Annotated in this window: 20 protein-coding genes; 5 read left to right on the top strand and 15 right to left on the bottom strand. The window is 57.0% G+C overall.

What is annotated here, in order from left to right; all coding sequences use genetic code 11:
• Positions 1-57: 57 nt before the first annotated feature.
• The 3 genes from ACKWRH_RS07065 to ACKWRH_RS07055 form a co-directional block, all read right to left on the bottom strand.
• Entirely contained in the window at positions 58-1497 is a 1440-nt protein-coding gene (locus ACKWRH_RS07065; RefSeq protein WP_445219896.1) for a hypothetical protein, read from the bottom strand.
• A 40-nt stretch (positions 1498-1537) separates the two neighbouring features.
• Positions 1538-4738, bottom strand: coding sequence for a hypothetical protein (locus ACKWRH_RS07060; protein WP_445219895.1), 3201 nt, complete (start codon positions 4736-4738; stop codon positions 1538-1540).
• A gap of 680 nt (positions 4739-5418) precedes the next feature.
• Positions 5419-7890: a putative bifunctional diguanylate cyclase/phosphodiesterase gene (locus ACKWRH_RS07055; RefSeq protein ID WP_445219894.1), complete on the bottom strand. Its 2472-nt coding sequence runs from the start codon at positions 7888-7890 to the stop codon at positions 5419-5421.
• Between the two features lie 746 nt (positions 7891-8636).
• Between ACKWRH_RS07055 and ACKWRH_RS07050 the strand changes: the two genes are divergently transcribed.
• Entirely contained in the window at positions 8637-8831 is a 195-nt protein-coding gene (locus tag ACKWRH_RS07050) for a hypothetical protein (RefSeq protein ID WP_445219893.1), read from the top strand.
• A gap of 1020 nt (positions 8832-9851) precedes the next feature.
• Here the strand turns inward: ACKWRH_RS07050 and ACKWRH_RS07045 are convergent.
• The 8 genes from ACKWRH_RS07045 to rpmD all read right to left on the bottom strand — a co-directional run bounded on the left by ACKWRH_RS07045 (position 9852) and on the right by rpmD (position 15612).
• On the bottom strand, positions 9852-10589 hold the full coding sequence (locus tag ACKWRH_RS07045) for a hypothetical protein (RefSeq protein ID WP_445219892.1): 738 nt from the start codon (positions 10587-10589) through the stop codon (positions 9852-9854).
• Positions 10590-10737: 148 nt separating this feature from the next.
• Positions 10738-12030: a type II toxin-antitoxin system HipA family toxin gene (locus ACKWRH_RS07040; protein WP_445219891.1), complete on the bottom strand. Its 1293-nt coding sequence runs from the start codon at positions 12028-12030 to the stop codon at positions 10738-10740.
• The gene (locus tag ACKWRH_RS07035) at positions 12020-12361 is read right to left on the bottom strand and encodes an XRE family transcriptional regulator (protein WP_445219890.1); all 342 of its coding nucleotides are present in this window, start codon (positions 12359-12361) and stop codon (positions 12020-12022) included. The genes ACKWRH_RS07040 and ACKWRH_RS07035 overlap by 11 nt, the downstream gene beginning before the upstream one ends.
• A 324-nt stretch (positions 12362-12685) precedes the next feature.
• Positions 12686-12907, bottom strand: coding sequence for a 3'-5' exonuclease (locus ACKWRH_RS07030; RefSeq protein ID WP_445219889.1), 222 nt, complete (start codon positions 12905-12907; stop codon positions 12686-12688).
• Positions 12908-13026: 119 nt separating this feature from the next.
• Entirely contained in the window at positions 13027-13695 is a 669-nt protein-coding gene (locus ACKWRH_RS07025) for an integrase core domain-containing protein (RefSeq protein ID WP_445219888.1), read from the bottom strand.
• A gap of 43 nt (positions 13696-13738) precedes the next feature.
• Positions 13739-14065: a DUF4145 domain-containing protein gene (locus ACKWRH_RS07020; protein ID WP_445219887.1), complete on the bottom strand. Its 327-nt coding sequence runs from the start codon at positions 14063-14065 to the stop codon at positions 13739-13741.
• An 82-nt stretch (positions 14066-14147) separates the two neighbouring features.
• Positions 14148-14672, bottom strand: a complete 525-nt coding sequence (locus ACKWRH_RS07015; protein WP_445219886.1) for a hypothetical protein — start codon at positions 14670-14672, stop codon at positions 14148-14150.
• A 190-nt stretch (positions 14673-14862) separates the two neighbouring features.
• Positions 14863-15612 (bottom strand): 50S ribosomal protein L30, encoded by a 750-nt coding sequence (gene rpmD, locus ACKWRH_RS07010; RefSeq protein WP_445219885.1) that lies wholly within the window; start codon positions 15610-15612, stop codon positions 14863-14865.
• Between the two features lie 325 nt (positions 15613-15937).
• Here rpmD and ACKWRH_RS07005 point away from each other — a divergent pair, with 325 nt between their 5' ends.
• Positions 15938-16297, top strand: coding sequence for a hypothetical protein (locus tag ACKWRH_RS07005; protein ID WP_445219884.1), 360 nt, complete (start codon positions 15938-15940; stop codon positions 16295-16297).
• A gap of 87 nt (positions 16298-16384) precedes the next feature.
• Here the strand turns inward: ACKWRH_RS07005 and ACKWRH_RS07000 are convergent, their stop codons facing one another.
• Positions 16385-18670 carry an nSTAND3 domain-containing NTPase gene (locus ACKWRH_RS07000; protein ID WP_445219883.1) on the bottom strand — a complete coding sequence of 762 codons (2286 nt, stop codon included), beginning with the start codon at positions 18668-18670 and terminating at the stop codon, positions 16385-16387.
• Positions 18671-18789: 119 nt separating this feature from the next.
• Here ACKWRH_RS07000 and ACKWRH_RS06995 point away from each other — a divergent pair, with 119 nt between their 5' ends.
• Positions 18790-18912 carry a hypothetical protein gene (locus ACKWRH_RS06995; protein ID WP_445219882.1) on the top strand — a complete coding sequence of 41 codons (123 nt, stop codon included), beginning with the start codon at positions 18790-18792 and terminating at the stop codon, positions 18910-18912.
• Positions 18913-19249: 337 nt separating this feature from the next.
• Positions 19250-20296 (top strand): hypothetical protein, encoded by a 1047-nt coding sequence (locus ACKWRH_RS06990; RefSeq protein ID WP_445219881.1) that lies wholly within the window; start codon positions 19250-19252, stop codon positions 20294-20296.
• Between the two features lie 385 nt (positions 20297-20681).
• On the opposite strand, the gene ACKWRH_RS06985 is transcribed toward ACKWRH_RS06990, so the two are convergent.
• Genes ACKWRH_RS06985 through ACKWRH_RS06975 form a run of 3 tightly spaced genes read right to left on the bottom strand, consistent with a single transcriptional unit; the run spans position 20682 to position 23136 of the window.
• Entirely contained in the window at positions 20682-21596 is a 915-nt protein-coding gene (locus ACKWRH_RS06985) for a DUF2726 domain-containing protein (protein WP_445219880.1), read from the bottom strand.
• 33 nt (positions 21597-21629) lie between these two features.
• Positions 21630-22496, bottom strand: coding sequence for a nucleotidyl transferase AbiEii/AbiGii toxin family protein (locus ACKWRH_RS06980; RefSeq protein ID WP_445219879.1), 867 nt, complete (start codon positions 22494-22496; stop codon positions 21630-21632).
• Positions 22489-23136, bottom strand: coding sequence for a type IV toxin-antitoxin system AbiEi family antitoxin domain-containing protein (locus ACKWRH_RS06975; protein ID WP_445219878.1), 648 nt, complete (start codon positions 23134-23136; stop codon positions 22489-22491). Before ACKWRH_RS06975 ends, ACKWRH_RS06980 begins: the two co-directional genes overlap by 8 nt.
• A gap of 166 nt (positions 23137-23302) precedes the next feature.
• On the opposite strand from ACKWRH_RS06975, the gene ACKWRH_RS06970 reads away from it, so the two are divergent.
• Positions 23303-26275, top strand: coding sequence for a TrlF family AAA-like ATPase (locus ACKWRH_RS06970; RefSeq protein WP_445222331.1), 2973 nt, complete (start codon positions 23303-23305; stop codon positions 26273-26275).

The following is a 26275-nucleotide window of genomic DNA, read 5'->3' as shown; positions in this document are numbered from 1 at the left end:
ATTTCTTTCGTGCCTTCAGCCGGGCCGGCAGGCAGCCGGTAACGGTGACGGCGTCTGTTACTTGTTCAGCAATTGGCTATTGATGAAGGCTACCACGTCAGCTGTCTCCGCTGCCGCGCGGCGCGTTATCGTCGCCGCCGCCGGGCCGCCGTTCAAGAACGATGGGAACCAACCGAAATTGCGAACATTCCAGTTTTCCTTCGGCAAGACCGCTCGGTTCACGCCCGGCACTGCGAAGTCTGGAATTTTTCTGGCGAGCGGCTGGGCCGTCTCGGTGTGACAGCTGACGCAATCGGTATTGAAGAAGTGGCTTTTCTTCGGATCGGCAATGATATTGACGATTTCGAGTATGCGACTGTTGGGCGCCTTGCCATCAATGAACTCGGAGGTCGAAACACCCTTGCGATCGGCGGCTGCCAAAGGCGGATTTTGCAACGCCGCATGGCGACAGGTGATCGGATTCTGATTGTTGGTAACCGGCTGCGGGACGACGTGTTTTCCGCCGATGACGCTGAACATCTGTGCTGCGTGCAGGCCGTCAAGCGTCGGGCCGGGCACAGGTATCAAGCCGGCTTGCGGGACCCTTAACATCGAGACGAAAATCCAGGGCTCGGGCGGTGAAATGCCCATGACCGCCATGGTGTTGAGGCGCTGCGGCGAGAGCTGCTTCTCCAGCAAGGCCCTGAGCGCATCACGAAATGCCTTTGCCGATGCACCCACAAGGCCCGGATGCACGTTCAGATCGCCGGCAGTCGAGACCTTGACATTGCCAAAATGTCCGGTTGCGAGTTGATCCCGCAAGGTCGCGATGTCACGAACGATCGCCTTGAAGGCTTCGTCGTCCGGCTTGAATCGCGGGAATGGCATACAGCCATCGAGCGGCGGATCCGGGTCAAGGTTAAAGCTAAAGATAAGGTGGCCGGCCGTGTCATGAACCTTGACTCCGTCAGGTCCAGTGGTCACCGGCTGAATGATGAGGCGGACTTGCGGTTGCCGGCCAAACTGGGCGATGACGTCCGGCGACAATCCCGGCGCGCCCGGATCGATCCTAATGCCGGCAACAAACCAGGCATCGATCTTTTTCACGGCATCGGGCAGCTGGATGTGGCGCACACCTGAGTCCGGCACTCCCGGACGCTCGGGATTTTCCGCGTTGGCGATAAAGCGCGCGAAGTCTGCGTCGGAAAACAGTCGCTGCGGAGATCCTGTGGGGCCGGCGAGATCGGATACCGCGATCAGATTAGCCAGGTCACTCGCCGATTTCGGTGGAGGAAAGAGGATGGACACATCGTTGGCCGAAAGCGGCTTTGACGCCGTTTGCGCCGGAGCGGTTCCCACGCCCAAAGCTGCGGCGAAGACCGTCCCCGCCGCAAATAGTCCTGCAAGCCGTTGACGAAACCTCGATCCGTACACTTCACCCCTTGCCATCATTGGCAATCCCCCTTGCGAAGCTAAGAGTTCAAACATCAGCTGTAGAAAGCCGAGACCTCGGCGCAACGTTCTCTCCACCGCAAAGTGGACCGGCGGACCAACCTTCTCATTCCTCGCCGTAAAACTGGCTTTGCAGGGTCCTGAGTTTCGTCGGATGCAACACCTCCTCGATACACCCAAGGAACATCTCACTCCTTGCATTGACACGCGCGCCATCAGCTGGGGCATGCTCCATGTCCGTCTGCAATGCGCGCACGGCTGTCCAATCCTTCGCACGATCCTTCAGCAACTCGAATAGTGTCCGATTGTTTTCGTAAGGATGGAGCCGGAAGTGAGCGAAGGTCGCCTTGGCTGAAATCTTCGCATCCCGTAACGCGTCGGGAAGCGTTAGCAGATCAAGTCCTTCCAGCTCGCCAAGCTGCTGCGTTTGAGTCTGCGCTTCCTGATATTGTTCGCGTCCGACCAATTGATACATTCCTCGCGGACGAAACAGCCAACCGTCATCTGTTCCGGGCTGGTTTCCAAAGGGGTTGCCATCGTAGCCAAGAACAAAGTTGGCCAATTCCTTGGGATGGTTGAGCAATGAGTTCACGTCGACCGCCGGCCTGTTTGCGGTCACAAGCTTTGCGTTATTTTTTTCGATGCGATCGCGCCATTTGCGCGGGAGTTGCGGAACGGCGCTGTACGAGAAATTCTCGCTACTGCGTGTAAAATCGGCGCTGTCGTAGGAGACTGATCCCAGAATATAGGCCAGGATACGAGGGTCCGTTTCCTCGACGCGATCCCATTCCTGCAACAAGGCTTTGACCTGCTCGGCCTGAAAATACGCCATATAGCTCTTGCGATACGGCGGAACGGGTGGAGGAGCCGGCGAATGGTCCTTGATCGATTCAGTCAACTGGTGTTCGTAAGCGGCAACCTTATCCCGGTATTTTTGATAACCGCGCTCTTGCAACCAATTGCTCTCATAACAAGCAAGTAATGGCTGCGGCCTGACTTTTGGAGTTGGTCGATATTCCTTGTCTAACTCATCGGCGTAGGCAGCCTGTGCGAGTTTGGCGTCTTTGAGCGTTTCAAACGCTGACGCGACTGATCCATTCAGAAGATGAAACAACTTCACTTGCAGGCAATCAGCGTTGCTCTGCCTCTCGCGGGACTGATCGAAATCGTCCTTCGGCACGCAGTCCCAAAAGCGGCCACTGCTGAGCGAGATGATATCCTCAGTCTTCTGGGACAACGTCCAGCCGAGCGGAAGGCTGTAAAACAAGCCTGTTATGTCCGTTCGGCCGAACGTTGGAAAGCGCTGCACGCTGGTGGTGACCTCGGTGTCGGGTCGACGATCGATGCTGGTTGCATGATTGAGCGCGACATAGGTTCGGGAGGTTCGCGTGCTCAAAAGCGCGCGTACCGGCTCCATGAGCTCACCGAACATGAATGAACCATGATCTCCGAACTGTCCGCTCACCAGGGACAAGAGGTAAATCCGGAATTTTGGCGCGTCGGAGGTGCCCTTGATACTGTTAAGCTTCTCAATCAGATCGAGCGCGGTCTCGATCCCCGAATTCTCCACATATCCCCCATCCACAAGGCGCGCCTGCGGATTGTTTGTTATGCAGTCATTTTTCAATGAGACGGTCGCCGCCGGCGTCACCCACGGAAATCGCGCGCTCGTGAAAGCGGCAGAGCTGAGCGGAATACGAAGTGAGTGGCTCTTAACAGTTTGGTCAACCCCAGTTCCCGCACGATCAAGCGTCGCAAGAACACACAGGTCCTTGTCTTTCGGGTGTAACAGATCGATGTCGAAGGGAGAAATGACAGCCCGTTTGCCACTGCCGGCATCTGTCGTGTTGAACAACAGCGCCGGCATGTTGTTGCCGGGTGCCCAATGGGACTGAAAGTCGGCCCTTAGCAGATTGGATTGATCGCCGGTACCCTTGTTGCGATCGAGCATTCTGTCGCCAGCGTTCTCCAAAGTGTATTCCAGAAAACGCGCGCGATCGAAGGCGGGGATCGCGACCGGAGAAAACATTTGAGTGAAATCGGTGAACAGAAAGCCGGCAATCAAAGGCGAGAGAAAATCGGTCGCCAAGACGCTTGCAACACGCTGTTCTACCGGCCCAGGAGCATCAATATCTTCGACTCGTCCGACACCGGCCAGAAAATCCGCGATTTTCGGGCAGGTCTTTCCGTCGGCAGCAGTCGAACCAAGGGACGCATTCTCGGCGTGGAGCGCGGCGGCGAAGATCGCCGAACCGACGCTGCCCCCGGAGACAGCGCTTATCGCAAACAGATGTTGCCTAAATGCTGGACAGAGATCCTGCATCCTCGCAAGAAAACGAGCCGCATTATTGGCGGCATAGATACCTCCTCCTTGAGCCGCCACGATGAAGACGGGATATTCGCCGAGCCTCTTGGCTTCCTCCACCCGCGGCTTCTGTGTAAGCCACTCACGAAATGCCCCGACGGCGGACGTGCGTGTATCTTCCGGTAGGCTGCTTGTCTCAGCCGCGGTGCGCAGCTCATGGTCGTCGCCTCCTAACAAGGAGGCAAGCAGAAACAAGCCGCCAAAGACAACTGGTATAAATGGAAACGCAAACTTGATCGTCAGTAGGGCAAAGTGGACGGTGAGACCAACGACGCAAAGCGCAAAGAGAGCGATCACGCCGAACGATCCGAAAAACTGAGCAAGCCTATCCGGGAGCAGAATGAATCCTGTTGTCAACAGGACGATGCCGCCGATCGTAAGCGCGAGAAATCTATAACGGATGAAATATGCGTTGTTGGCCCGACTCGCGAGATCAATAGAGCGATCTCTTGATCCCATCCGCCAAGCAAATATCACGAAGCAGAGGAGCATGATCAGCATGGCGATTGCGAGGATGAGCAGCATGTTCCGCTCGAATGTGAGCGCCTGGTCCTGAATGCGGAAAATGCTCCCGACTTCCTCGACCTCACCGACCTTTCGCGCCGGCCGCGAGGCGAATTGACCTGCCGTCGCGGCGATTATCGGCAGCGCTCCGAGCACTACGGGCGCAAATCGTATATAGAAGGCCAAACGGCCGGAAGCGTGGGGGATTTGCGGCAGCGACGCAGTGGTAAGCTGAAAAGCCCCCACCCAAATCGTTATCGCAATCACGCCCAGGGCGACAAACTCCCTGACAGTCACCCAGCCGATATCATCAGCAGCTATCCGGTAAAGCTCTTGGATCTGGTCTGGCAAGTACAGCAATATTGAGATGGCCACCGACAGAACAATCATCCACCGGAGGTTGCGCAACAGGGTAAAGAGCTGCTCGCGCACAGTCATCGCGTCATTTCCCTCACAGGTTTGCGGAGATAGTCACTGAGCTAGTGAAGTAGGCTCGGATTCCAGACATTCATGCCAGCTTGTACCGAACAGGATCGAGCCCGTGGATATACACGCGACCTGCAACAGAATAATTATGGTGCTACTCGCGAGTAGAGCGTCGAAAATTGAGTACTTAACCTACAGTAGTAAGTCCGGCTTTGTCGATAAGCTCGCACGATTCGTCAAGAGTTTTTCGATGCGCCCGGGACTGTGACCAACTCGTCGGCTGCAACAGCGAGTTGCCGATCCGCCCGGCAACCACACGCCTTTGTACGTCACGTACAAATTTCTCGGTCTCCACTCGATAGATCGTCTTCATCCAACTCGCCGTAGGACAGTTGCAGGCGCGTTCAACGAACCGTGCCTCGAAGTCGAAGTTTCTCAATTTAGCCCGATCAACGTTTGAATTTATGCGCCTGATTGGCTGACTGCGCAGCTTTTTCGCGCGCTCACGCGCTGATCCTTGTCTACGCTGGCAATGCACGAGAGTGAGCTGAGACAGAAACGACCTTACCGCAGCAAAGATGCGCTCCCAGATGCCGCCCAGTGGGGCACGAGAGACGGTCTCGGGCGGTATCGCGCCGCGATCAGGATCTGTGCGCTAGTCATTGCGAGCCTGGTGCTGTCGGGCCCTAAATTTACGCCGCTCTCGAGGCCCTCGCGCCAAAACGACGCAAGAGCTGCTCCACCTCAGCGGCCGGCTTGGCGCAACTGAATAAGAATCCTTGCACCTCGTTGCAGCCCTCGGCGCGAAGCCAATCGAGCTGCTCGGTGGTCTCCACACCTTCCGCGGTCGTGGTGATCTTGAGGCTACGCCCGAGGCCCGAGATCGCGCGCACGATGGCGACGCAGTCGGAACGTTTCGCAAGATCCTTCACAAAGGAGCGATCGATCTTGATCTTGTCGAACGGAAAGCTGCGCAAGTAGCTCAGGCTGGAATAACCTGTTCCAAAATCGTCCATGGCGATGGAGACCCCGAGCTCGCGCAGCTGGTGCAGGATCGCCAGATTGGCGTCGGTCTCCGCCAGGAACACCGACTCGGTGATTTCGAGTTCGAGCCGCTTGGGGGGCAAGCCCGAATTGGCCAGGGCCGAGATCACCACCTGGACCAGACTGCGGCTACGGAATTGTGCCGGCGACAGGTTGACCGCGACCTTGATTTCGGACGGCCACTTCACCGCCTCGTTGCAGGCTTCACGCAACACCCAATCGCCGAGCGAGGTGATCAGTCCGATATCTTCCGCCACCGGAATGAACTCCGCCGGCGAGATCATGCCCTTCTCCGGATGGCGCCAGCGCAGGAGCGCCTCAAAACCTGAGATCTTCTCGCGCGCGACGTCGACCAGCGGCTGGTAGTGCAGCTCGAATTCTCCATTGGCAAAAGCGCGCCGCAGGTCGAGCTCCAGTTCGCGGCGCCGCTGCACCTGGTGATCCATCTCGCGCTCGAAGAAACGTTGGGTGCCGCGTCCATCTTCTTTGGCGCGATAGAGCGCCATGTCGGCGTTGCGCATCAGTTCCTCGCTACTGATGCCGTCGCCAGGTGAGAGCGCAATTCCGATCGAGGCGCCGATCACCAGCTCGTTGCCGTCGATCTCATAAGGCGCACTCAATATCTCGATCAGCCCGGCGGCGAAATCGCTCGCCTGCTTCGGTGAGGTGTCATCAGCCAGGATAACCGCAAACTCGTCGCCACCAAGCCGTGCCGCCAGATTCTTGCCGGCTACTTGCAAGCGCAGCCGGTCGGCGACCTCCGTGAGCAGACGATCTCCCATAGGATGGCCAAAGGAGTCATTGACATTCTTGAAGAGGTCAAGGTCGATGCACAGCACCGCGACGCGTTTGCCGGCGGCATTGCTGCCTTCGAGCGCCTCGCCTAGCCGCTCCTGGTGGAGTGCGCGGTTGGGGAGGTTAGTCAATCCATCGTGGAGCGCCATATGGGCAATGCGGGCCTCGGCCTTACGCCGTTCGGTGATGTCGACCACCGCGACCAGGAAGCCCTCGCGCTCCTCGAGCATGAGGCGTCGCCCGAAGGTAAGCACACAAATCTCGCTGCCATCGGCTTTCACGTGACGCGAGTGATGTTCGGACTGGTAAGTATCGCCGACGTCCCGCAGCGCCTGCGTATAGCTGAGCCACTCGCCCTTTGGCCAAATCTCCTGAACCTTCATCCGCAGGAAGGTCTCGCGAGCGTAACCGTAATGTTGCACCGCTGCGTCGTTAACTTTCACAAAGGCCATCGTCTCGGCGTCCAACGCCCACATCGGCATTGGATTGCTGTCGAACAGCAGCTTGAACGAAGCGTCTCGGCGCTTCAGAGGCGTGACGTCGGAAATAACCAGGGAGAGGATACCGCCGAACGCGGTAATTGCCATCCGCAGGGTGCGTTCATCGCTGTCGATCTCAAACTGGTCACCCCGGTCGTCCTTAACGGCAGCGCGTAACCGCCCTATGACCGATTGCGAACAGAGCAGATGGGCTCCAGTGCTCAGACGCTGCCACAGAAGGCTTCGTTCTGTGACATTGAGGAGTCTCACTGCTGCTTGATTGTGGTGCACGACCTGAAAATCAAATGGCCGGCCCGTCGCATCGCGAACGGTCGATAACGCGATTACGCCGTCATCGGTCGTGGAAAAGATCGCATCGAGTAGATTGTATTCCGCGCCGCGCTCGTTGACGTAGGCGCCGACCAGCGTGCCGCCCCAACGCGCCGAGGTCGGCAGCGCGAGCACGTCATACGTACGCACCATGCCGTTGCGCACGCAATGACCGGCGGCGAGATAGGGGCCGTTGTTTGCAATCGCGTTCGAGGCGGTCTCGCTAAGGACGGTTGCGCAATCCGGACGCAGCGCGTCCATCGGAATGTCCCACCGCTCATCGTCCAGCCACTCCCGCGCATAGCGGCCCGTCCGCGAAACGGCGAATGCGTCGTTCTCACACTTGAGCAGCATCAGGTGATCGGCGAGTCGCCCGAGGCTGCCCAGCAGAACATCTTCGTAGCGGGGAAGAGTTTCGCCGGGCTTGAGCGCAGCCTGCCACTTGCGCCGCAGGACCGGCACGTCCTCGAACATCCCCGTATCTAATTTCACGGATTGCTTCCTGGCAGCACCCACTACACATCCCCGAGATCCAAGCTTCCTGTCCGCGCGGGATCAAATCAAGCTTGGCTTAATTCGCTGTAAACGATGGACGTGGATTGCAGCGAGTAGCCGATCTCGACAATCCCAAATCAGCTGATGGTTAGCGCGCGGATGACGGATGCGCGAAGGAGTTACACGCAAGCGAGAATTTCGCGCGACTCTAGTGCTCACAACAGCCTGCTGCAAGGCAGCCACCCGTGATCGCCTCTATGCAGGAAATCCTCGGCACAGCGGAAGAATTCGACGCAAATATACTGGCGACGCCAGTATCATGACGATGAACTTCGAACGAACGTTTTGAGCGTCGCCATTTTACTGGCAGAGTTTTCGTCCGTTACACGCGTCTGCACGGGCTCATGTTTGTCCGATTCGTACCAACTATGATCTGCCGGATGGACCGAATTGCTGCGAACTTTGTGTGCGTCGAGCTAGCGTGTCGGGAATGACACGATGCCTCGCCAAGACACGCCATGATGACAAGGAATCTGCGCGGCCAGCTGCTGCGCGAGCCGCGTCGAGAATGGAGACTTTTTCTGCCGATTTGGCGGGGACATCGACCTCCATCACGTACATCCATGTGAACTTCGTCGGCACACGGCCAAAGGGCGAGCATCAGCGACCCAATGGTGATGGCGACCGAGGATCTGGACAAAGGAGATGTGCCGCAACTAAACACATGTTAAAGAATTGTGACGGTATGCAGCGTGAGGAGGCGGAGCGTGAGAAAGAGTGATGTAACATGTTCCGAGTGCGGTGCTGGTTTCCGCCGTCTTGAGCTCACCTCTGAGCGCGGCACCGAGGGCAAGTACCACTGCCCTGCTTGCGGCAATCTGATCGAGGCTTTCGGAGCGGCTCATCTCGTTGCTTACCGGTTGACGATAGAGCCATCAATTAAGGCGCTGCGCGAGCAGTGAGTCACCTCGGTTGGCGGCCTCTGTCTTCAATATCCGGACATTGGGCGCCCGACCCAGCTCGAGCTATCCGCGATGGTGAGATGGAGGCCGGCCTTATTCGGCGGCGGTGGCCTTGAGCTTGAAAAGCATCGGATAGTTGATCAGCTCAATATGCGATCGGGCATCATTGGCTCGCCATTCATCTCCACCGCGCTGAGGCACTTTCCCAGGCGGCGAGAGGGCACGCAGCGACAAGCCCGACAGGACCAGGTCACATTCCGCACGGAAAAACCTATCCAGCACGACGCCGCAGCGAGATGCAGCGCTACAAACGGATGAATCCGACCTCGATGGCGAGGCTTTGGTAGGCGCCGCCGAGGAGCAGGTAGGAGAACAGTCCGACGCCGACGATTCCGCCGATGGCCAGTTCTTTCAGTCGAGGGCGGATCTGAGCGCACCGGGCGAGCGCGCCAGGGTGACATCGACGCCAATCGCCTGGGACGGAACGGTCACGTGAATATTCTTGTCCGCCGTCCACGGCAACTGACAAAGAATGTGGCCCGCGACATCCAGCGGCGTAAATCGACCGCTCTGCAGAATAGCGTCCAGACCGCAACAAAGACCCGTTCCTAGAAATCCATGTCAGCATGGCGATCCATGACGCCAGCAAGATGATGTGCGAACGCCGTCATGTCGTCTTGGGAGGCCATGGCATGCGCGTATTCACCCGTTTGAGCCATGGACAGGATCAGCGGAAGACCGTACTCCTGAAGATAGATGCGGGCGGGTGCCCGCGATCCGGACCAGAAGTGACTGACGAAAGCGTGGAGAAGTGTGATCGCTTCGTGGTCGACAAAGTCAGTACCGCTTCCAAAGCGAAATGACGCGCGCTCATGATGAGGCAGCCTGACGAGGACCGCACCGGCGCTAGAATGAAAGAGGAATGCCTCCCTTTACTTGCCGAACGATCCATGGGCAACGAAGTTGCGAAGCTGTCGGCGCACGATGATGAGATCATCGTAGTAACGCTTGGTTTCCGGGTCATACACGTCGAGCGCGGCCTTGAACTTGACGTCCCAATTTTGCAACAGCAAGCTTCGCCACCGCATCACCAGTCACAACTGGTGCCGCCAGAATTGCAAGAAGAATAAACACGTGCTCGGTCCAACTGAAAAAGCTCTCGATCGCGGAAAGCGCAAACCATTTGGCTTCTCTTCGCAATCCGAACGCGGGAAAATGAACGTCGTATCCGTTCTCGCGACGCGTCTCGATCCGTTCGTGAGCACGCTGTTCGGCTTCGGCTCGTTTGGCAGCGTACTGATCGGAAAAGAAGGTAAATCGCGCGAAGAGATCCGTTGCTTTGTTGACGACGTTGAGCTTGGAGGCGCGAACGGCCTGTTCTGCGCGCCAGTCGAAATACGGTTCGGCAATTTTGACGGCATTCTGGATCAATCGGACGATCTCGGCGGCAGCACTCTCGCTTTCGGCGGACTCGGGCGCGAAAACACCTAAGCCGAACTTTCGGTGCTCGATGAGAAATGCTTGGCCCCGAAGGTCGACCGGGACGGAGCACGCGACTTTTTCGAACTGTCCCAAATTCTTGAAATCGAGGAGATCGACCAGCAGAAAATAGACCAGGTAGTAGGCAGGGAGCTGACGACCTGCCTCCGTACGTTTGGCGTCGAACAGGAAGTTGTCGGGCGTAGCAGATCCCGACCCCGCCGGCTTGAGCGGAAAAGTTGCTGTCCGGACTTTGTTTCGGATCGGATCAAGGTCCATGCGGGGTATCTTCAACTCACAGCGGGGGGCATTTTCACGAAGAAGAGCGGATCAATCGCTAAGCAGAGGCAGGCACCGGCTTCGACTGCGCCCGCGTTGCGGATGGTGCGCCATCTTGGTTCTCTGTCCAGGCAGTCGAAATGGAAGATCAGGCCGGTGGCGCGGCGCGCGACATCGGAAGGCGAAAGCCAGGATAGACGAACGACCGGCTGATCGTGTTGCAGTCCGCTTCCGAGAGTCCCTCCCGTCGCGCGACCTCGTACCACTTGTTTCGAACCTGCTCCTCCATGCCCGACACGATTTTTTCGGCTTGGTCTTTTTCAAGCAGGAATCGCATGCTTTGCGAGACGATATTCTCGGCGTTGGCATAGCGGCCCGCGTCGCCGCACATCATCGCGAGATCGCGTCGCTCCTCACTGATCAGCGGCGTCGGAGTGAGATCGTAGGCAGGCGAGAGCTTCCAATCCGGCGTCATTGCCACAGCGGCATGATTGCGCGGATGATCATCAGTGTTAGAGATCAATGCGTTGAAGCACATCCTGCGGAACAATTCGGCAGCGTCGGCGCGCGGGTTGGCCGAAATTCGCCGCAGCTCTTCGACCAGCAGAACGTAGGACCATCGGTCGCGTGTGTCGTGTCCCTCTTCGGCACGCAGGAGTGTCAAGCCGCTGAGCATGCGGGCGCGGAGATAGCCGGCGTCTGTCCGCTCGCGATCGAAGCGCTTGACCATGAGAACGTCCCGGCCGCCGACGACGATCACCTTGCTTTCCGCCGTTGTGACACCGCATGCCCGTGCGAGCACGAGCATGGCGTGTTCAGCGCGAGCGCTGTTCCATTTGTCGTCCTTCCTGTTGAACTTGGCGATCCATAGGCCGTCGGTGTCCTCGATGACGGCCTTCGGCCGCGCGCCGCCCATCGACGTGCCGACGAGCAGCAGTTCCTCGACCTGAGCGGCTTCGGCGTCGTCTGGGCGATCTTCTTCATCGACGATGGCGTCGGCGATCTTCTGCAGGCGCGGAAGGCTCAGGGTCTTGTTGAAATCGCGCTTCGGCGCCGGAGGCTGCTGATTCAATCCGACGCCGAGCGCGCCCGCGCGGTCGTCGGGTGAGTGCAGCAGGTAATCCATCTCGTTGAGCTGGGCGGCACCGACATGTCGCTCGATCACGCGACGACCCCAATAGTCCGGTCCCGCATCGCGCAGCGCGCCGAACAGGCCTTTCATGCCAACAGTTTCGTAGGTCTGGCCGGCAAGCCTGAGTTCGATCGGATCAATGGGGACGGCTTCGGCGCGGGCGAGATAGCTGCGGCCGTAGACCAATCTCCCGATCGCAACGTCGCGCCTGTCTTTGGCGAGCTCAAACCGCGCCGCGGTGACCGGCGCGGTCTGACCAGGCAAGGTGATGTAGACGAAGCATTCCGTCGGAGTGACCTTAGAAATCATTGTCCAATCCCTTTGGGCTGCGGGCGTGGACGCGATCCTGAATCAAGGCGAGACGCTGGCCCTCTTCATCGAAGCGCGGATCGGCTGAATCACCGAGGCGGTCGATCAGGCCGTAGGCCCACAGCAAGCCCGCATAGACACCGATCTGCGTCGAGACCTTGCCCTTCTCGGCGTCCAGGATGGCACGTCGGCCGGTCCCGATCTTGGCGGCAGTGGCGTCGACGGTCAGGTTGCGGCGCAGGCGAGCGGTCCGCAGATCGGCACCCAGCTTCTTCAAGGCTCGATCGACCTCGAAGGGGGGTGCCTGGACGAGATTATTCTTGGCAGTCATGGGCTCTTAAGGGCTCCTAATCCCAGTTTTCGTGCTCTTAAGAGCATATAAGGCCTGACCGGTTAACAACAAGTGTCTTATGCTCTTAAGAGCACGAAAAGCTCAATCCAGTGCTCTTAAGAGCACTTAATTCAACGTTCGACCACCCTCGCGGGATACCGGTCCCTCCAATCGCGCGCGAGAGCAAATCGAGCCGATGAAGCCCAACGCCACGGCTAGTACTTTCCGTCCGCGTCGATCCCGCGCCAAGGCCGCCGCGCCAACCCATGCCAATCTGTGCAGGCCCACTTCGAGCGTCCGGGCTTCGCGAAATGACGGCATCGATTACTCGCCCTCAGCCGCCTCCATCCGCGCTTCAAGCTCGTCCAGGAATGGCGAGCGCCCCCAATTCATCGGTCCGCGAGGAGTATCGACAAAACCGGAATAGAGCATATGGACCTCGTCGCGAGCGCGCGTCAGCCCGACATAGAACAGTCGCCGGCTCTCGCGCCGGGCCGCCGGCTGCTCGTTGCGCCAAGGCAGGCTCCCGAGATCGAGCCCAACCATGATTACGACATCATATTCGCACCCCTTCGCGGAGTGCAGCGTAAGCAAGTTCAGGTGGAGCGGCGAGCCATCACACCCGCCGAGGCTTGCCAGATCGAGGTCCTGTGTATACCGAAAACCTAAATCCTGAGGTAGCGGTGATGAAGTCCGCCCAGGATCGCGAGTGACCTGACCACACCGGTTCGCAGAACTGGGCGAGAAACGGGCGCATCCTTATCCAAGGCCAAGTGCGTCCGCGTCGCATTGTAGTAGCGAGCGTAAGATTTCAGAATCCGGCGCAGATGTGCCTCGCCCAGGACAATGATGTGGTCCACACATTCACGCCGGATCGATCCGACCAGCCGTTCGACAAAGCCATTCTGCCAAGGTGAGCCCGGTGCAACAGGCTTCCCTCCCAATCCTCTTGCCGTCCGCGCCAATCGACCTTGCGGCGGGTTCTTCAGCCAGAAGATACGGGCAATGGTATCGGGCGGTACCACCCGTTTCGCCGGAATAATTTTCCAGCCGCTCTGTCTCCCTGATGCACTTGTTGTGAGCCTGAACTCTTCATATTCGCAGCCAAGCGCTCGTTGGTGCAGCCGATCGGCCACCTCCATGTCGGAAACAAGCTTCCCGTCTTTTAGGGCCTGACAGAAATCCGGATGATCGATCTTCCAGCGGTTGATTGTCCGCTCGTCTTTCCCGAAGAAGTCGGCGATCTCCGCATCAGTGGCGCCCAGCCGGCAAAGCTTCGCCGCCTGGTCTGCATACTCAGGGAGATAATCGGAGGGTCGTCCACGCTTGGGCACGCCCCATTATGCGCACAGCATCCAGATCTGTGACAAGAAAGAACTACTTGGCCTTCTTCAGCTTATTCGCCAATGCTTTGATTTGAGCGGATCGTCGCCCAATGAGTTCGTTCAGCGCGTGTTCGTACACCTCGTAGGCATCCAGGACCAACTCAGCCGACATATCATCGCCGTGAGTGCCGAGATTTCCGACCGTCCTAATTGCGTGCAGGCTGTCTTGATGGACCAAATTCTTTGCGGCGGCACAGAACCTCTCGATCCTCACGTACAGGTCAATTCGCTTGCGCCGACGGCCGCCGCCTTTCTTCTTGACGAGGGTGGTCTTCGGAACGCCGAAATGGTCCATCAGCCTTTCGACGCTGGTGCGCATACGGGACGCGCAGCTTCCCAGGTCGCTCCAGTAGTGCTGAAACGAAGTTTGCAGCTCGTGTGCGACCAACTCGGGTGAGGGCTCAGGCTCGCGCACTCATGATCGTCTTCGCGAATGCACGCGCTTCAGCGGCATCCAGAGCGTCCTCGAGGTGTTGCTTTCGAACGGCCTCAGGGCCTCCGACTTCTGCCAACTTCTTGTCCCGTTCGGCGCGCTCCCTTTCATCCTCATCCTGCGCGAGGACAAAAATTACCAAGGCGAGACAAAATACCGCCAGCAGGCCACCGACGAGCTGCAGCCCGAAGACGTTCCAGCCGTATCCGAACAGCCATCGAGCGACCACGATGAAGGTCACGATGAACGAGTAGAAAAACGAGCCGGCCGCTATGAGCGCGGCGGAGGCCGCATCGAGGACATGCCTCAGACGGTGAAATAGCTCTGGGATGGCGGCCAGCAGAGCGGCGCCCAGGAAGAAGAACTTGGCGTAATCCCAACCCGTTTCGAAGTGGCGCTCGGTAGCCAGCTTAATGGCGGACTCGTAGAGCTCCATGCTCGCACCGGGAATGACGAGCAGGCTAACGAATGAAGTCAAGTCTCGCTTGTCCATCTGCAATCCCTACCCAACCGCCCCACCTATCGACGTGGTGACGAAATAGATCGGCACAAGCCACTTTGGGACGCCGCCGCAACGCCACGGGCGACCGAACAGAGGTAATATGAAACCGCTTCGACAGGCCGAGTCGGAGTGGCAGCGCGAAAAAGCGCCAATTCTGTCACCTCTAAAAAGAATACTGTGGCTATCCGCTTCCGCAAAAGACGAGAATGCCCGGCCCTGGCCGGATTGCCTTGGCCGCGGCAAGTCGCTCTTCAAACGACATCGTATAGTCGAGAAAGTGAGAACGTGATGCGAAGACGTCCCCATAGATCGCCCCGCCCTGCTTCTGCGGGTTAACGACAAATTCAACGTTACTGGGATGATGCTTTTTGCGTTGCTCGAACTTTTGATACGCCTCGCGCGTGGCCTTCGTCTGGGGCCGTACAGTTTTTACCTCGACATAGAGATTGTCTTTCCCGCGATCGACCACGAAATCAATCTTTCGGCCGTCAGGCAACATGTCTGGCTCGTATTCAATGCGCGCATTCGGAAGCGCGGGATCATTGGCGAGGATTTTTGCCATCGCCATTTCGTTGACGACTTCGATCAGGCGGCTATCGTCCTTGCCGTGACTTGCATGATAGATTTTTACCGCGCTTTCGAATTGGCTCCAGAGAACGGCGCCGCGCAGAACCTTGGCGCCGGCCCCAACCAGTATAGCCTTATATTCAGCGGTGGCCTCTTCGACGAAGGCGTCGAGATCACAGGTCGCGTAGAGCACACGGACGAGGTGCTTGACCTTTATAAGCTGTCCGCGCGTTGCCGGTGTGTCAGAAAGTTCGGCGATCCGGCCGATCCGATTGAGGTTAAGGCCCTTAAGAATTTGGCGCTGATAGCCGGGTCGGCGAATGGGGCTGCCGGTCTGTTCTACGGTAATCGTCGCTGGTGGCATAACTGGCTCCTGACGAAGCAGATGGTTTTGAATTGAAATGAAGCGCGGGGCAAATGCCCGTATGCGTTGGTATCGTAATGGTTGTAAACCTTTTGCGATGCAGCATTTTGGATTTGACTTCGGACCTACCAAAAAAAGACAATGCGCCTATTCCCTCGGCCCGTTTGTCGAAGCTCAGAGCGTGCCAGGATAGTGGGGTTACCTGATTTTGGCAGGTCGAATTTAAGGCTGCGCCAGCGAGGTTCAAGCGAACACCCCCCATCTATTGCCCAGGGAATGTCCTTTGCAGCCGCCGAGGACTAACCAACACAACTTGGGAGGACACATGGAGCCGAAGGCCGCCAGCTTACACTTACGTGCTGACGACATACTAGAAGGTGCTGCCGCAATCGCCGAATACCTGTTCGGATCACGCGAGCTTCGGCGCAAAGTATATTATCTAGCCGAGACATCGAAACTGCCCGTCTTCCGGTTGGGGTCAGTTCTCTGTGCGCGCAAATCAGTGCTCGCTGGCTTCATCAAAGGTCAAGAAAGGCAGCCGATCAGATTGCTTCATGTTCGGGCGCAGATTGCTGCCCTGACTGGAACCATACGCCAGCTAGACCAGGCGGGGTTCGACACCTCAGAAACGCGAGATCTCGTTGCCAAGCGTCGCTCGGAGCTGAAGGGCATGTCACGCCGTTAAGCCGGGTGCGCCGGCAGGACAGCGCGAGCTGTTCGTTGGTGGATCGAGATATCGACAGGTTGCCCGAATTTGCTCCCGGCAGCGCAGCTATTTGTACCCGCTGACCAACGGCGCAAAAAGGTTGGCTAGATCAGCATCGCTGAACTTGTCGGGCTCTGGCGTAGGGACTGACGAATAAGCGGGCCGGCTGGCAGGCTCGGCCTCCCCTTCCTGTATCTTCGCAATCTGATCCTCAACGGCGCTTACGGCCCTTGCTAGTTTACTCTTTGCAATACCGAGGCGCTCAGCAAAGCGATGTATCGACTTGATCTGGTCCTCGACATCCGACTCATCCCCGTATCCCTCGGCTATCGATCCGGCTTGCTCGATCTGATCTATCATCGCCTGATTGAGGGCTTCAAGAATCCTGGGGCCCAGCAAGTCTTTGTTCTTGTCGATTTCCTGATAGATGCTTTCGAGGTCGTCCGGCAGCACGTTCCACGAAAGCAGATCTACTAGACTATCCTCCATCAGGTCGGCCAGCGTTTGACCATTGTGGAGTTCGCCACAATCGCCATTGTGAATGTCAACCAACAGCTTGACCAACTGACACCCGTCACGCCCTTCATCATAATGGGTCGTCCGCTGTGCTGCCACCTGTGCGGCGAGTTCGGCCAAGCGGTCGTCCTTGGATATCGCGTACCAGCTTAAAAGCAGGGCAATGCGCTCCGGGTAAGGCAAATCGTAGTAAGACCAGCCGTTCGATGTCCGCTTCGTTTCCGGCAGCGCATGGAATCGTTCTGCAATCGGCAGAAAGGAACGTGCGACCAGGGCTTGCCGTTCGGTGCTCCATTCCTTTGTCAGGCAAACGTGATCCCACACCCTCTCGGCCCAGTCTGCTTTCTGAGCCGCGGCGGCAAAATCACAAACCTGCGCGACATCATTGATGTAATCGGCAAGATAGTCGCGCAAGGACGGATTGATGAAGGAGATTCCGCGATTGCTGATGTCGATGTATCCACCCTCTAAGATCCGCAACGCTTCTTCAAAATCACTGGGATCGTGCGGAATAGCGTACTTGCTCGATACAAACTGGTGGAGCGCGTTGAAGGCTACATTTAGCTCATCGACAGCCACACCATAATCCGAAGAGAAAAACAGACAGTAGAGCAGATCGCGGCACTTTACCGGGATGTACGTGCGAAATGACACGTCCCATATCCGCTTCGGATTATTCAGAGCCTGAATGAATTCGGAAGGGTAGTCTTTAGCTTCGACATGCTGGATTTGCACGCCATCGGTCATCGCCTCGACGACGCGCGGATTATAATTCTTATGATCGATGATTTCTGCAACCGTCCCGGTGGCCCAAAGTGCCTGGATATGTTCGAGCGAGATCCCTGAGACTAACAAGTGATTGTAAAGGATGCGCGCTCTTATTCGCCGCGTGTAGATACCGACATCCAGAACGTACTTTGCGACATCAAGGCTTTTGTCGGCCAATCGTTCAGAAACCCGCCTGGCTTCTTCGAAGATGGGAGCACGTGTCGTTAGGACAAATCTGGCATTTTTTGACGAGCGAACCCTTTTTATAAACCTGGCAAGGTCGGAATCTTTTGCAGCTAGAGCCCGGACATCCAATGCGGCGGTGCCGAGAAAGTCGTCGAAAAAGAAAATCTGCTTCTGGTCATTATGAAGCTTGGCGAAACCGTCATCGAGGCTTCTGACCGCTATATATTCCCACCCTTCCGCAGTGTAGGCAAAGGACAACATCTCGGCTAACGTCGTCTTACCTACGCCTGGCGGTCCGGAAATGATGACGATGTGGCGGGATTCCAGCTTGTTCTTCGCTTCCTGAAAACTGGGATTAGGAGCGTAAACGCGGACCTTCGCTTCAATCTCCTCGCGCGAGATAGCTGTTACCGCGTGCCTTGCGGCATTCAGGACCCTTTCAAGGACGGCCGCACTCGAAAGCCACAGCTTGATGTTGGCCTGCTCGACGTCGCCGAATTTGCGAAGCAGGGCATTCAGGTCTTCAGGGCCAAAAATATCGGATTCGTTGGCGAGAGATGGCCCGATCAAGGCTGCAAGTTGAGCCTTGTTGGCAGGCGTTAAGCGGCAAGAGGTCGCAAGCACGTAGCGTCCCGGATGGAGCTTGTCGATGCCCGGCCGTGCGCGGTTGATTGCAGCCTTAAGGTCGGACAATGCCGATCCTGCATAATGCTTTGCTTGCAAGATGACGGTGCCTGACTTGGGTTTGGCATTCCGGCCATCAATGCCGCCGTCTGGTCCCGCGCAGAAAGCTTCAAAGCGAAGCCCCAGCTCGCGCCCGATCAGGTCGCGTGCCAGCTCTTCAAAATCCAGATAGGAAAGGTTACGAAAATCGTATGCCATCAAAATCCAAATCAATTCGAGCGAGATTAACGCCGGCCAGCCCAACCAACAAGCGTGCAGAGTTCTTAGACTTCGGTCGATGAGACTTCTCCCGGCTTCGTTGGAACGGGGAATGGCCGGTGAAGAAGGTGCAGCGCGACCGCTATGGCAACTTCCAAAATCCTGAAGCAGGCTATCGGGGCGCGGCCGCTCAAGCCAAGACGGCCCGGGCAGTGGATACTGCTACCGGGCTTTCGCGCTAGAATGGTCACGGTCCGACCGTGATTCGTGTCGGACATCTCCGAGATCTTGCAATGGCTATGTTTGCCCGGCGCTCTTTGCAGCGCCTTTTGAATGATCTGACGACCAAACTGTCACCCGCGGCTTGCGTAAAGCTCGCGCGGGAGCTTGACCGGCTGGAAGCAACAGCACTTGGTTATGAATGGGAACTGGCATTGCTTTTCGCACTTGGCCAGGTCGGAACCATTACCTACGAAGCCGAAACACATCCTGGCTCGCGCCGTCCCGACGTGACGTTCGTTGCAGACCACGGATCAATCCGGTTTGTCGCAGATGTGACGACGGTGTCAGACGCCGGACTTGAGAAAGAGAACCCGGCAATGCGGTTTTTCGGCAAGCTTGCATCGGCTGAAGCGTCGCTACGGTTTGCAGGGCAGCCTCGACTACCGCATTGCGGGAACGACGGATGGGCCGACGGCACAAAAGCGAAAGACCCGACTAAAGCTACCGAAGGCATCAGACCTAGATGCATTTCTGGCAACTCACGTTGGCCCGGCGTTTCAAGGCATCGCCGACCGGAACGAAACGCGCGCAACCATCAACATCTGCGAAGCAGGTGTCGAATTTTCGCTCACGTACGATGAAAGCAGGCGCTATGGCAGCGGCGGCTATCCTGCATATAGGGTAGCGCAGTCGCGCACGCTCAATCCGGTATATTCGGCGTTGAAGTCGAAAGCGGATCAGCTAAAGAAATCGGGCACTACCGGTCCTTGCGGAATCTTTCTCTGCGATGGAGGATGCAATCTGCTGTCGAAATCGGGTAGGCAATCTCACGAAGTCGGCTTGGATGAAGTCATCGCCGAGTTTTTCCGCCAGCGCTCTTCGGTCACCTTTGTTGTGGTATTGACCTTTCCGCCGAGCCGCGCCGAAGCATTTGTGGGAGTTGTCAAAGAACGACGAATAACAGGCCGGCTCTATATCAATCCGCGGGCAGCGAACGCATTGCCCGAGAAAGAGCTGCTCGAACTGATCAACCGCGGCCTTGCGCAGCTACCTCAGCCCGCAGCAACGCCTCAGGATGCGCTCTATTGGATCGGCCGGGCTCGCGCGCATGAAGGCCAAACCTACAACACCATTCACTACTCAGGAGGACTGATGACAGGATCGGTGAAACTATCGGCGCGGCAAATCCAGGAAGTGTTGGCTGGACGAACAACGGCGCAGGAGCTGTTCGCGCAATTCGACACGCCTGACAGGCCATTTCGAAATCCGTTTGAAGCGGCACTGCGACAAGGACTGACGATCGAATCGATAAATCTGACGAAAAACGCCGACGCTGACGACGATCTGCTGGAGATCAACTTCGGTCTTGCCGACCCGGCGATCAGCAAGCTCAAGGCCGGTTAGCAGAACGCCTCTCAGTTGCGCAAGCCCATGGCACGCAGCCACGCATCGACTTGTCCGAATGCGTCCTGCTGCCACTGCTCGGGAGTACGATCGCCCATGATCCGGGTATCTTCGACAAAATGACGCACGCAAGTGGGGCCAAAGCCGTCCAGCGCCTCGAACTTTTCAGCGATGTACCCGTAGGAGATCCGCGCGCTCGAAGAATATGGGACAGCAGGGGACGAGCAGCCAAATTCTGGCGTGTGTCGTCGGGCTGGCCTCGTTCCGACGGCCAGTACCCGGCTCGAGCGACGAAGCATTGCGTCATGTTTGTCACAATTGCCGATAGGTACGCGCCGCTCGCTCCGCCAACAGCGGCGATCCCACCGCAATGAGGAGGCCTCTCCTAAGGCTTCCGTGCTTTCCATCCATCGGCAAAATCCCAATGGATATCGAACGGGAAAGCCCCCATGGAATAGGATGGATGCGCCTTATAACGGTCGCAGAAGCGTTCGAATACGGGCCGGAATTCTTGGGGCGAGCACGCGGCGGCTTCACCCTTGCGGAATTTTTTCAGGAGAATACCAAGCTCGCAGGTGTCGATTTCATCCAACAGGTCGTAATCGGGAAACTCCAGGTCTTGTTTTCGAATGCCGGTCGTCGTCCAGAGTATCTGATCGCCGAAATAAAGACATGAAAGACGGCGAGAGCCGCCATTCTCATCACTGCCGATAACGCCGTTCCGGCCCTTAGGGATGGTGCGGTCAAGTGTTTTGAAGAATCTATGAAAGGATTGGTTCGCGGCTGCTCCGAGCCAGTAGGGAAAGCGGCCGCCTGACCCGGCTGGCTCGAGAAACGTCGGGTCGAATGGTTCGTCCCATGGAATTTGACCATCTTCCTGTGCCGCGTAGAAAGTCTTTTCTAATTCGGCGACCTCGACAATCCAGCGAAGGACGGTCATGCCGCGATAGAGTTTCGTGACATAGTTGTCATTGATCCGAAGTAGTCCCAGCCCGGCACGCCTGCAGAGCTCGTTTTTTATCTCGTCGCGCTCTTGCTGCTTGGCGCTCGACTGGTGCAGCGGCCCATCATATTCGACGATCATGATCGGTCGGGCGTCGGCGTCCGCGACGACGAAATCGCAATGGCTCCGGGTGTAGAAATCGAATTCGCGGTTGGTAAGATGCGTACTGTCTTTTTGGATTACGTCAGATAGCCGTGGCTTGGCGAATATCCGCATTGCATTGTCCGACGCGATCTTTTCAAGTTCGCGCAGCACGGTTTTTTCCGAGCGGTTGAGGAGTGAATCAACGATTTTCATGGAGAGACACCCATCATGGCTCCGTTGTTGTTCCTAGCCTTTCAGGTTACGCGCCTTTTCTGCGTGGGGCATCAGGAATGTGGCGAGCGCTTCGACGACGCCGGCAAGAGGACCGGGATCGACCGCGACGTCCTGGATGAACGCGGTCCATTGTTGGATTTTGGTTGGATCGTTCGCGAATGCCTCGCTGAGAGCATCTGGCCGCTCCGTCGGAATCTCTGTCTTCCGGCGGTCGAATGTCGCGCGGATTGCGCGCGCGAGCCGGTCATCCTTGAATTCATATGTCCGGGAGAGCACCCAGATATCGTAGAAGTCCTTCAAACGCGTATTGGCGAGACCAAGATGGACCATCGCCTGGAATTTCTCGGCGATGACCGTCTCCGGCGGATAGGCGCGAAGCTTGGGGGCCGGTTGATCGAGCAACGGCAACAGTTCAATTTCATTGAGTCCAGGTTCGGTCGCATCGCCATAGCCGATATCGATGACAATCCGCATCCGTGCGCCGTCAATCGTCGAATAGCATTTGAGGCGTAGTCCGCTGTAACCAGAGTCGTCGCGGACCGTGTCGACCTCAAGTGTGTCGGTGAAGGTCACGCCGTCGTCGGCTTGAATCGAACCAATTTCCTTGAAATAGCCAAGCGTGAGCTGCGGATCACTGTCGCCAAAGCCAAGCAGGTCAAGATCGCGTGTCGGCCGATGTGGATCATCGAGCCAATGACGCAGGAGCATCGCTCCCTTGAGTACAAACTTGTCCTTATATTTGCTGATGCTCAGCCGGTAGAGCAACCGTTCGAGTGCATATTGCGTGAGCAGGAGGTCAAACGGCTCGTTGCGCTCCTTCGAGAGATTGAGCAAGCCGGCCCGGACGGAGGCGCCGACATTCTTCGGCGGCTTACGCATTGATGGTCAGCGTCTCAAGGCGCGGCTGAACGATTTTTTCCCAGATGCCGGCCTCGACGGCGTACTTCGCAATTTCGGAGGGGGTCGCCCTGCGTAGCTTGAGCACGTCTTTCATTGCCTGCGTCGCATGAGCAAAGCCGGTATTCGAATCGTAAAATGCCTTTTGGTGCTTACCGCTCTTGAAAAGATCGACGATCGTTTTTGCCGGCGAATAGATTTTGACGTCGACGCCTTCGATGCTGTGATGTTGAACACCTTTGTCGAATTCCTTCGGGCCGAAACGCATGATCTGAATGCGCGGTCGCGTAATCTTGGGCCGCCAGTCGCGCGGACCGATCGCCATCCATACATAGGGAGGGATACGGTCTGTCAGCTCATGAAAGGCGAGCGCGGAGTCGTAACAGATGACGCCGTTTGGGACGAGCTTGGCAGCAACGGCGAGCGAATGATTACCGTCCAGTGGCGCGTCAGGTAGCCGGTAAAGGCCGCGGCTGAGTTGATTGAGAGCGCCCTTTTGCTCCATCCGCGAAATGGTCGCCGACGTAATTCCTTCTTCGATGAATTCAGAAAGGCGCATCATGCCCCGCTTTTGGAGAAGCGAGATCGCCCTATCCTCTTGGCGTTGCGGTTCCTTCCTCATGGAACATATATGATACAAAACCTTGCGATTGTCAAGATATTGCGCAAGGAAATGTATCTCAATTTTCTATAACCAATTGATATTTATTATACTTTCAACAACTCAAGGACACGTTCAATCTGGACCCTAGTCCCTCTTGCCAAGCTACAACTTACGGCTGAAATTTATCGAATTTAGGGGAGGCACTTTGAACCGCGGATCGGAATGGCACCGTTGGGAGCCACATATTCATGCGCCGGGTACGGTTCTGGCCGATCAATATCCCCCCGGCGGGTGGTCACAATACCTGGACGCGCTTGAAGCAGTTTCACCGGCTTTGCGCGCCATTGGCATAACCGATTACTGCGTTACCCGATCCTACGAGCGCATCCGGGCGGAGAAAGAAAAGGGCCGTCTGAAGAATTGCGAATTGTTATTTCCCAACATCGAGCTTCGGCTGAACACGGGCACCGTGAAGGGAAATTTCGTCAACATCCATCTGTTGGTAAGCCCAGAGGCACCGGATCACCTCGCCGAACTGAATCGGTTTCTTTCCCGTCTTATTTTCCAGGCGTTCGATGATGAGTTTGCATGCACGCCGACCGAACTTATGCGTCTTGGGCGCAAAGCAAAACCGAACCTGACTAATGATGAAGCGGCGCTTGCGCACGGCTGCACTCAATTCAAGGTATCGAGAGAAAATCTGATCCGCGCCTACAATGGAATGCCTTGGGCAAAAGAGAATATCCTCATCGCAGTTGCCGGCAACGCGGATGGCACATCCGGTGTGCGCGAAGGAGCCGATGCCACCCTGCGGCAGGAAATAGAAAAAGCTGCCCACGCGATATTTGCGGGCAGCGCCAAACAGCGCGATTTTTGGCTCGGCCGCGGTGCACTGACCGAAGACCAACTCAGAGATCGATATGACGGTCTCAAACCCTGTTTATGGGGTTGCGATGCGCACGAACTGGCGCGCATTGGAAAGCCCGAGGAAGATCGCTTTTGTTGGATCAAAGGCGCGCCGACATTTGATGCTCTACGCCAGGCCTGCATTGACCCCGAGAGGGCCTTCGTAGGAGCCGAACCGCCATCGCCGGCCCTTGAGTCGCAAGTCATTAGCGAGGTCGTCGTTGAGAACGCCTCATGGATCACGACGCCAAAGATACCGCTCAACCCAGGCCTGATTGCCGTAATCGGTCCCCGCGGCTCAGGAAAAACGGCCCTGGTCGATATCATCGCAGCCGGCGCTGATGCTTACACGGAATCGGAAGTCAGACCATCCTTCCTTGCGAGGGCACGTGAGCATCTACGCTTCGAGAGCGTTCTCCTAAAATGGAAGGGCGATGCTGTGCTGATTGAACGCTCGCTCGACGAGCCCGAGGACCCGTCGTCCGATTCCTATCCACGCGCACGATACCTGTCGCAGCAATTTGTCGAGGATCTCTGCTCGAACGAAGGAATGCCCGAGCTAATCAGGGAAATTGAGCGCGTCATCTTCGAGGCTCATCCCAGCCTCGAACGCGACGGGGCCGCTGATTTTGAAGAGCTTCTCGACATGCGGGCCGGAAATCATCGTGACACCCGTGACCTCGAGACGGCCGCGCTTGCCGAGATTTCGGACCGGATCGGTCAAGAAATGGAGAAAACTCGGCAAGTCGCGGCCTTGACCAAACAAATCGACGACAAAAAGAAAATAATCGCCCAATACCAGTCAGACCGAAAAAAATTGCTGCCCAAAAAGGAGAACAAGGCCGGCGAACGCCTTCAACAGCTCATCGAGGCGGCGGAAAAGGTACGAAGCAATATTCGCTACTTCTCGATGGCGCAAAATATCGTCACAGCCATCACAACTGAAGTAAAGGATTTGCGCCAGAACCGCGCGCCCGCAACGTTGCGCGCCATGCAAGAGCGACACCCGCTCCAGGCCATGACTGCCGCCGATTGGCAAAATTTCCTACTCCGCTTTCAAGGCGACGTTGATACAATTCTGGAGGCGAAGGCAAAGGCGGCGATCGACAACGCTGCTTCATGGAAAGGGAAAGCGCCTCAGACTGCGGTTCAGCCCGATGGCGCTTTTCTCGCGGACAATGCCGACCTTAAGAATACATCATTGGCCGTACTGGAGGCCGAGATAGACCGGTTGAGCAAACTCGTTGCCGCCGACAAAGCTACGGCCGATCGGTTAACTGCGGTTACGAAGCGCATCAACGAAGAAACCGTCGCGCTGACCAAATTGCAGGAGAGGCTCGCAAATTGCGAAGGAGCGAAAGCGCGAGCTGAAGAGCTCGTGAAGGCTCGCGAGCAGGGCTATATGCGTGTGTTCGACGCCATCGTGGGTGAGGAAACGGTGCTCCGCGAACTCTATGCGCCCCTCATGGCACGGCTCGCCCTCGCTGGCGGAACCTTGGCAAAACTGTCCTTCAACGTCACGAGAGTAGTCGACGTTGACGCGTGGGCAGCAAAGGGAGAGGAGCTTTTCGATAAACGCGGCGGTCCTTTTAAGGGCGTCGGTTCTCTTACCCGCGAGGCTCACGACATGCTTGCCGAAGCATGGGAAACGGGAGACTCGAAGACCATCGCCGAAGCGATGAACGCATTTCGCGCAAAGCATGCCTCAGCCTTGCTTGAGAACGCTCCCTATCCGCGAACGGATGCCGCGAACTACCGCCCATGGAGCCGCCGATTTGCACAATGGCTTTATGGCACCGACCACATCTCGATCGAATATGGGATCAAGTATGATGGAATCGACATCCAAAAACTGTCCCCCGGCACGCGTGGTATCGTGCTTGTCTTGCTCTATCTCGCTCTGGACGATGGAGACGATAGGCCGCTGATCATTGATCAACCGGAAGAAAACTTAGATCCCCAATCGATCTACGCGGAGCTTGTCCCTCTGTTTCAGGCTGCGAAGCGCAAGCGCCAAGTAATCATGGTGACACACAATGCTAACCTTGTGATCAACACCGATGCCGATCAGATCATCGTCGCCGAGGTAGGTCCGCATACCGCCGATGGACTACCGCCGATCACCTATCGGAGCGGCGGGTTGGACGAAAAACCCATTCGCAAGCTCGTTTGCGATATCCTTGAGGGCGGCGAAAGAGCCTTTCAAGATCGCGCCAGACGCTTGCGGATTGCACTCGCACGTCGGGATTAG

It is taken from the genome of Bradyrhizobium sp. Pa8, from assembly GCF_052588265.1.
This window is presented reverse-complemented; position numbering and strand designations above follow the sequence as displayed.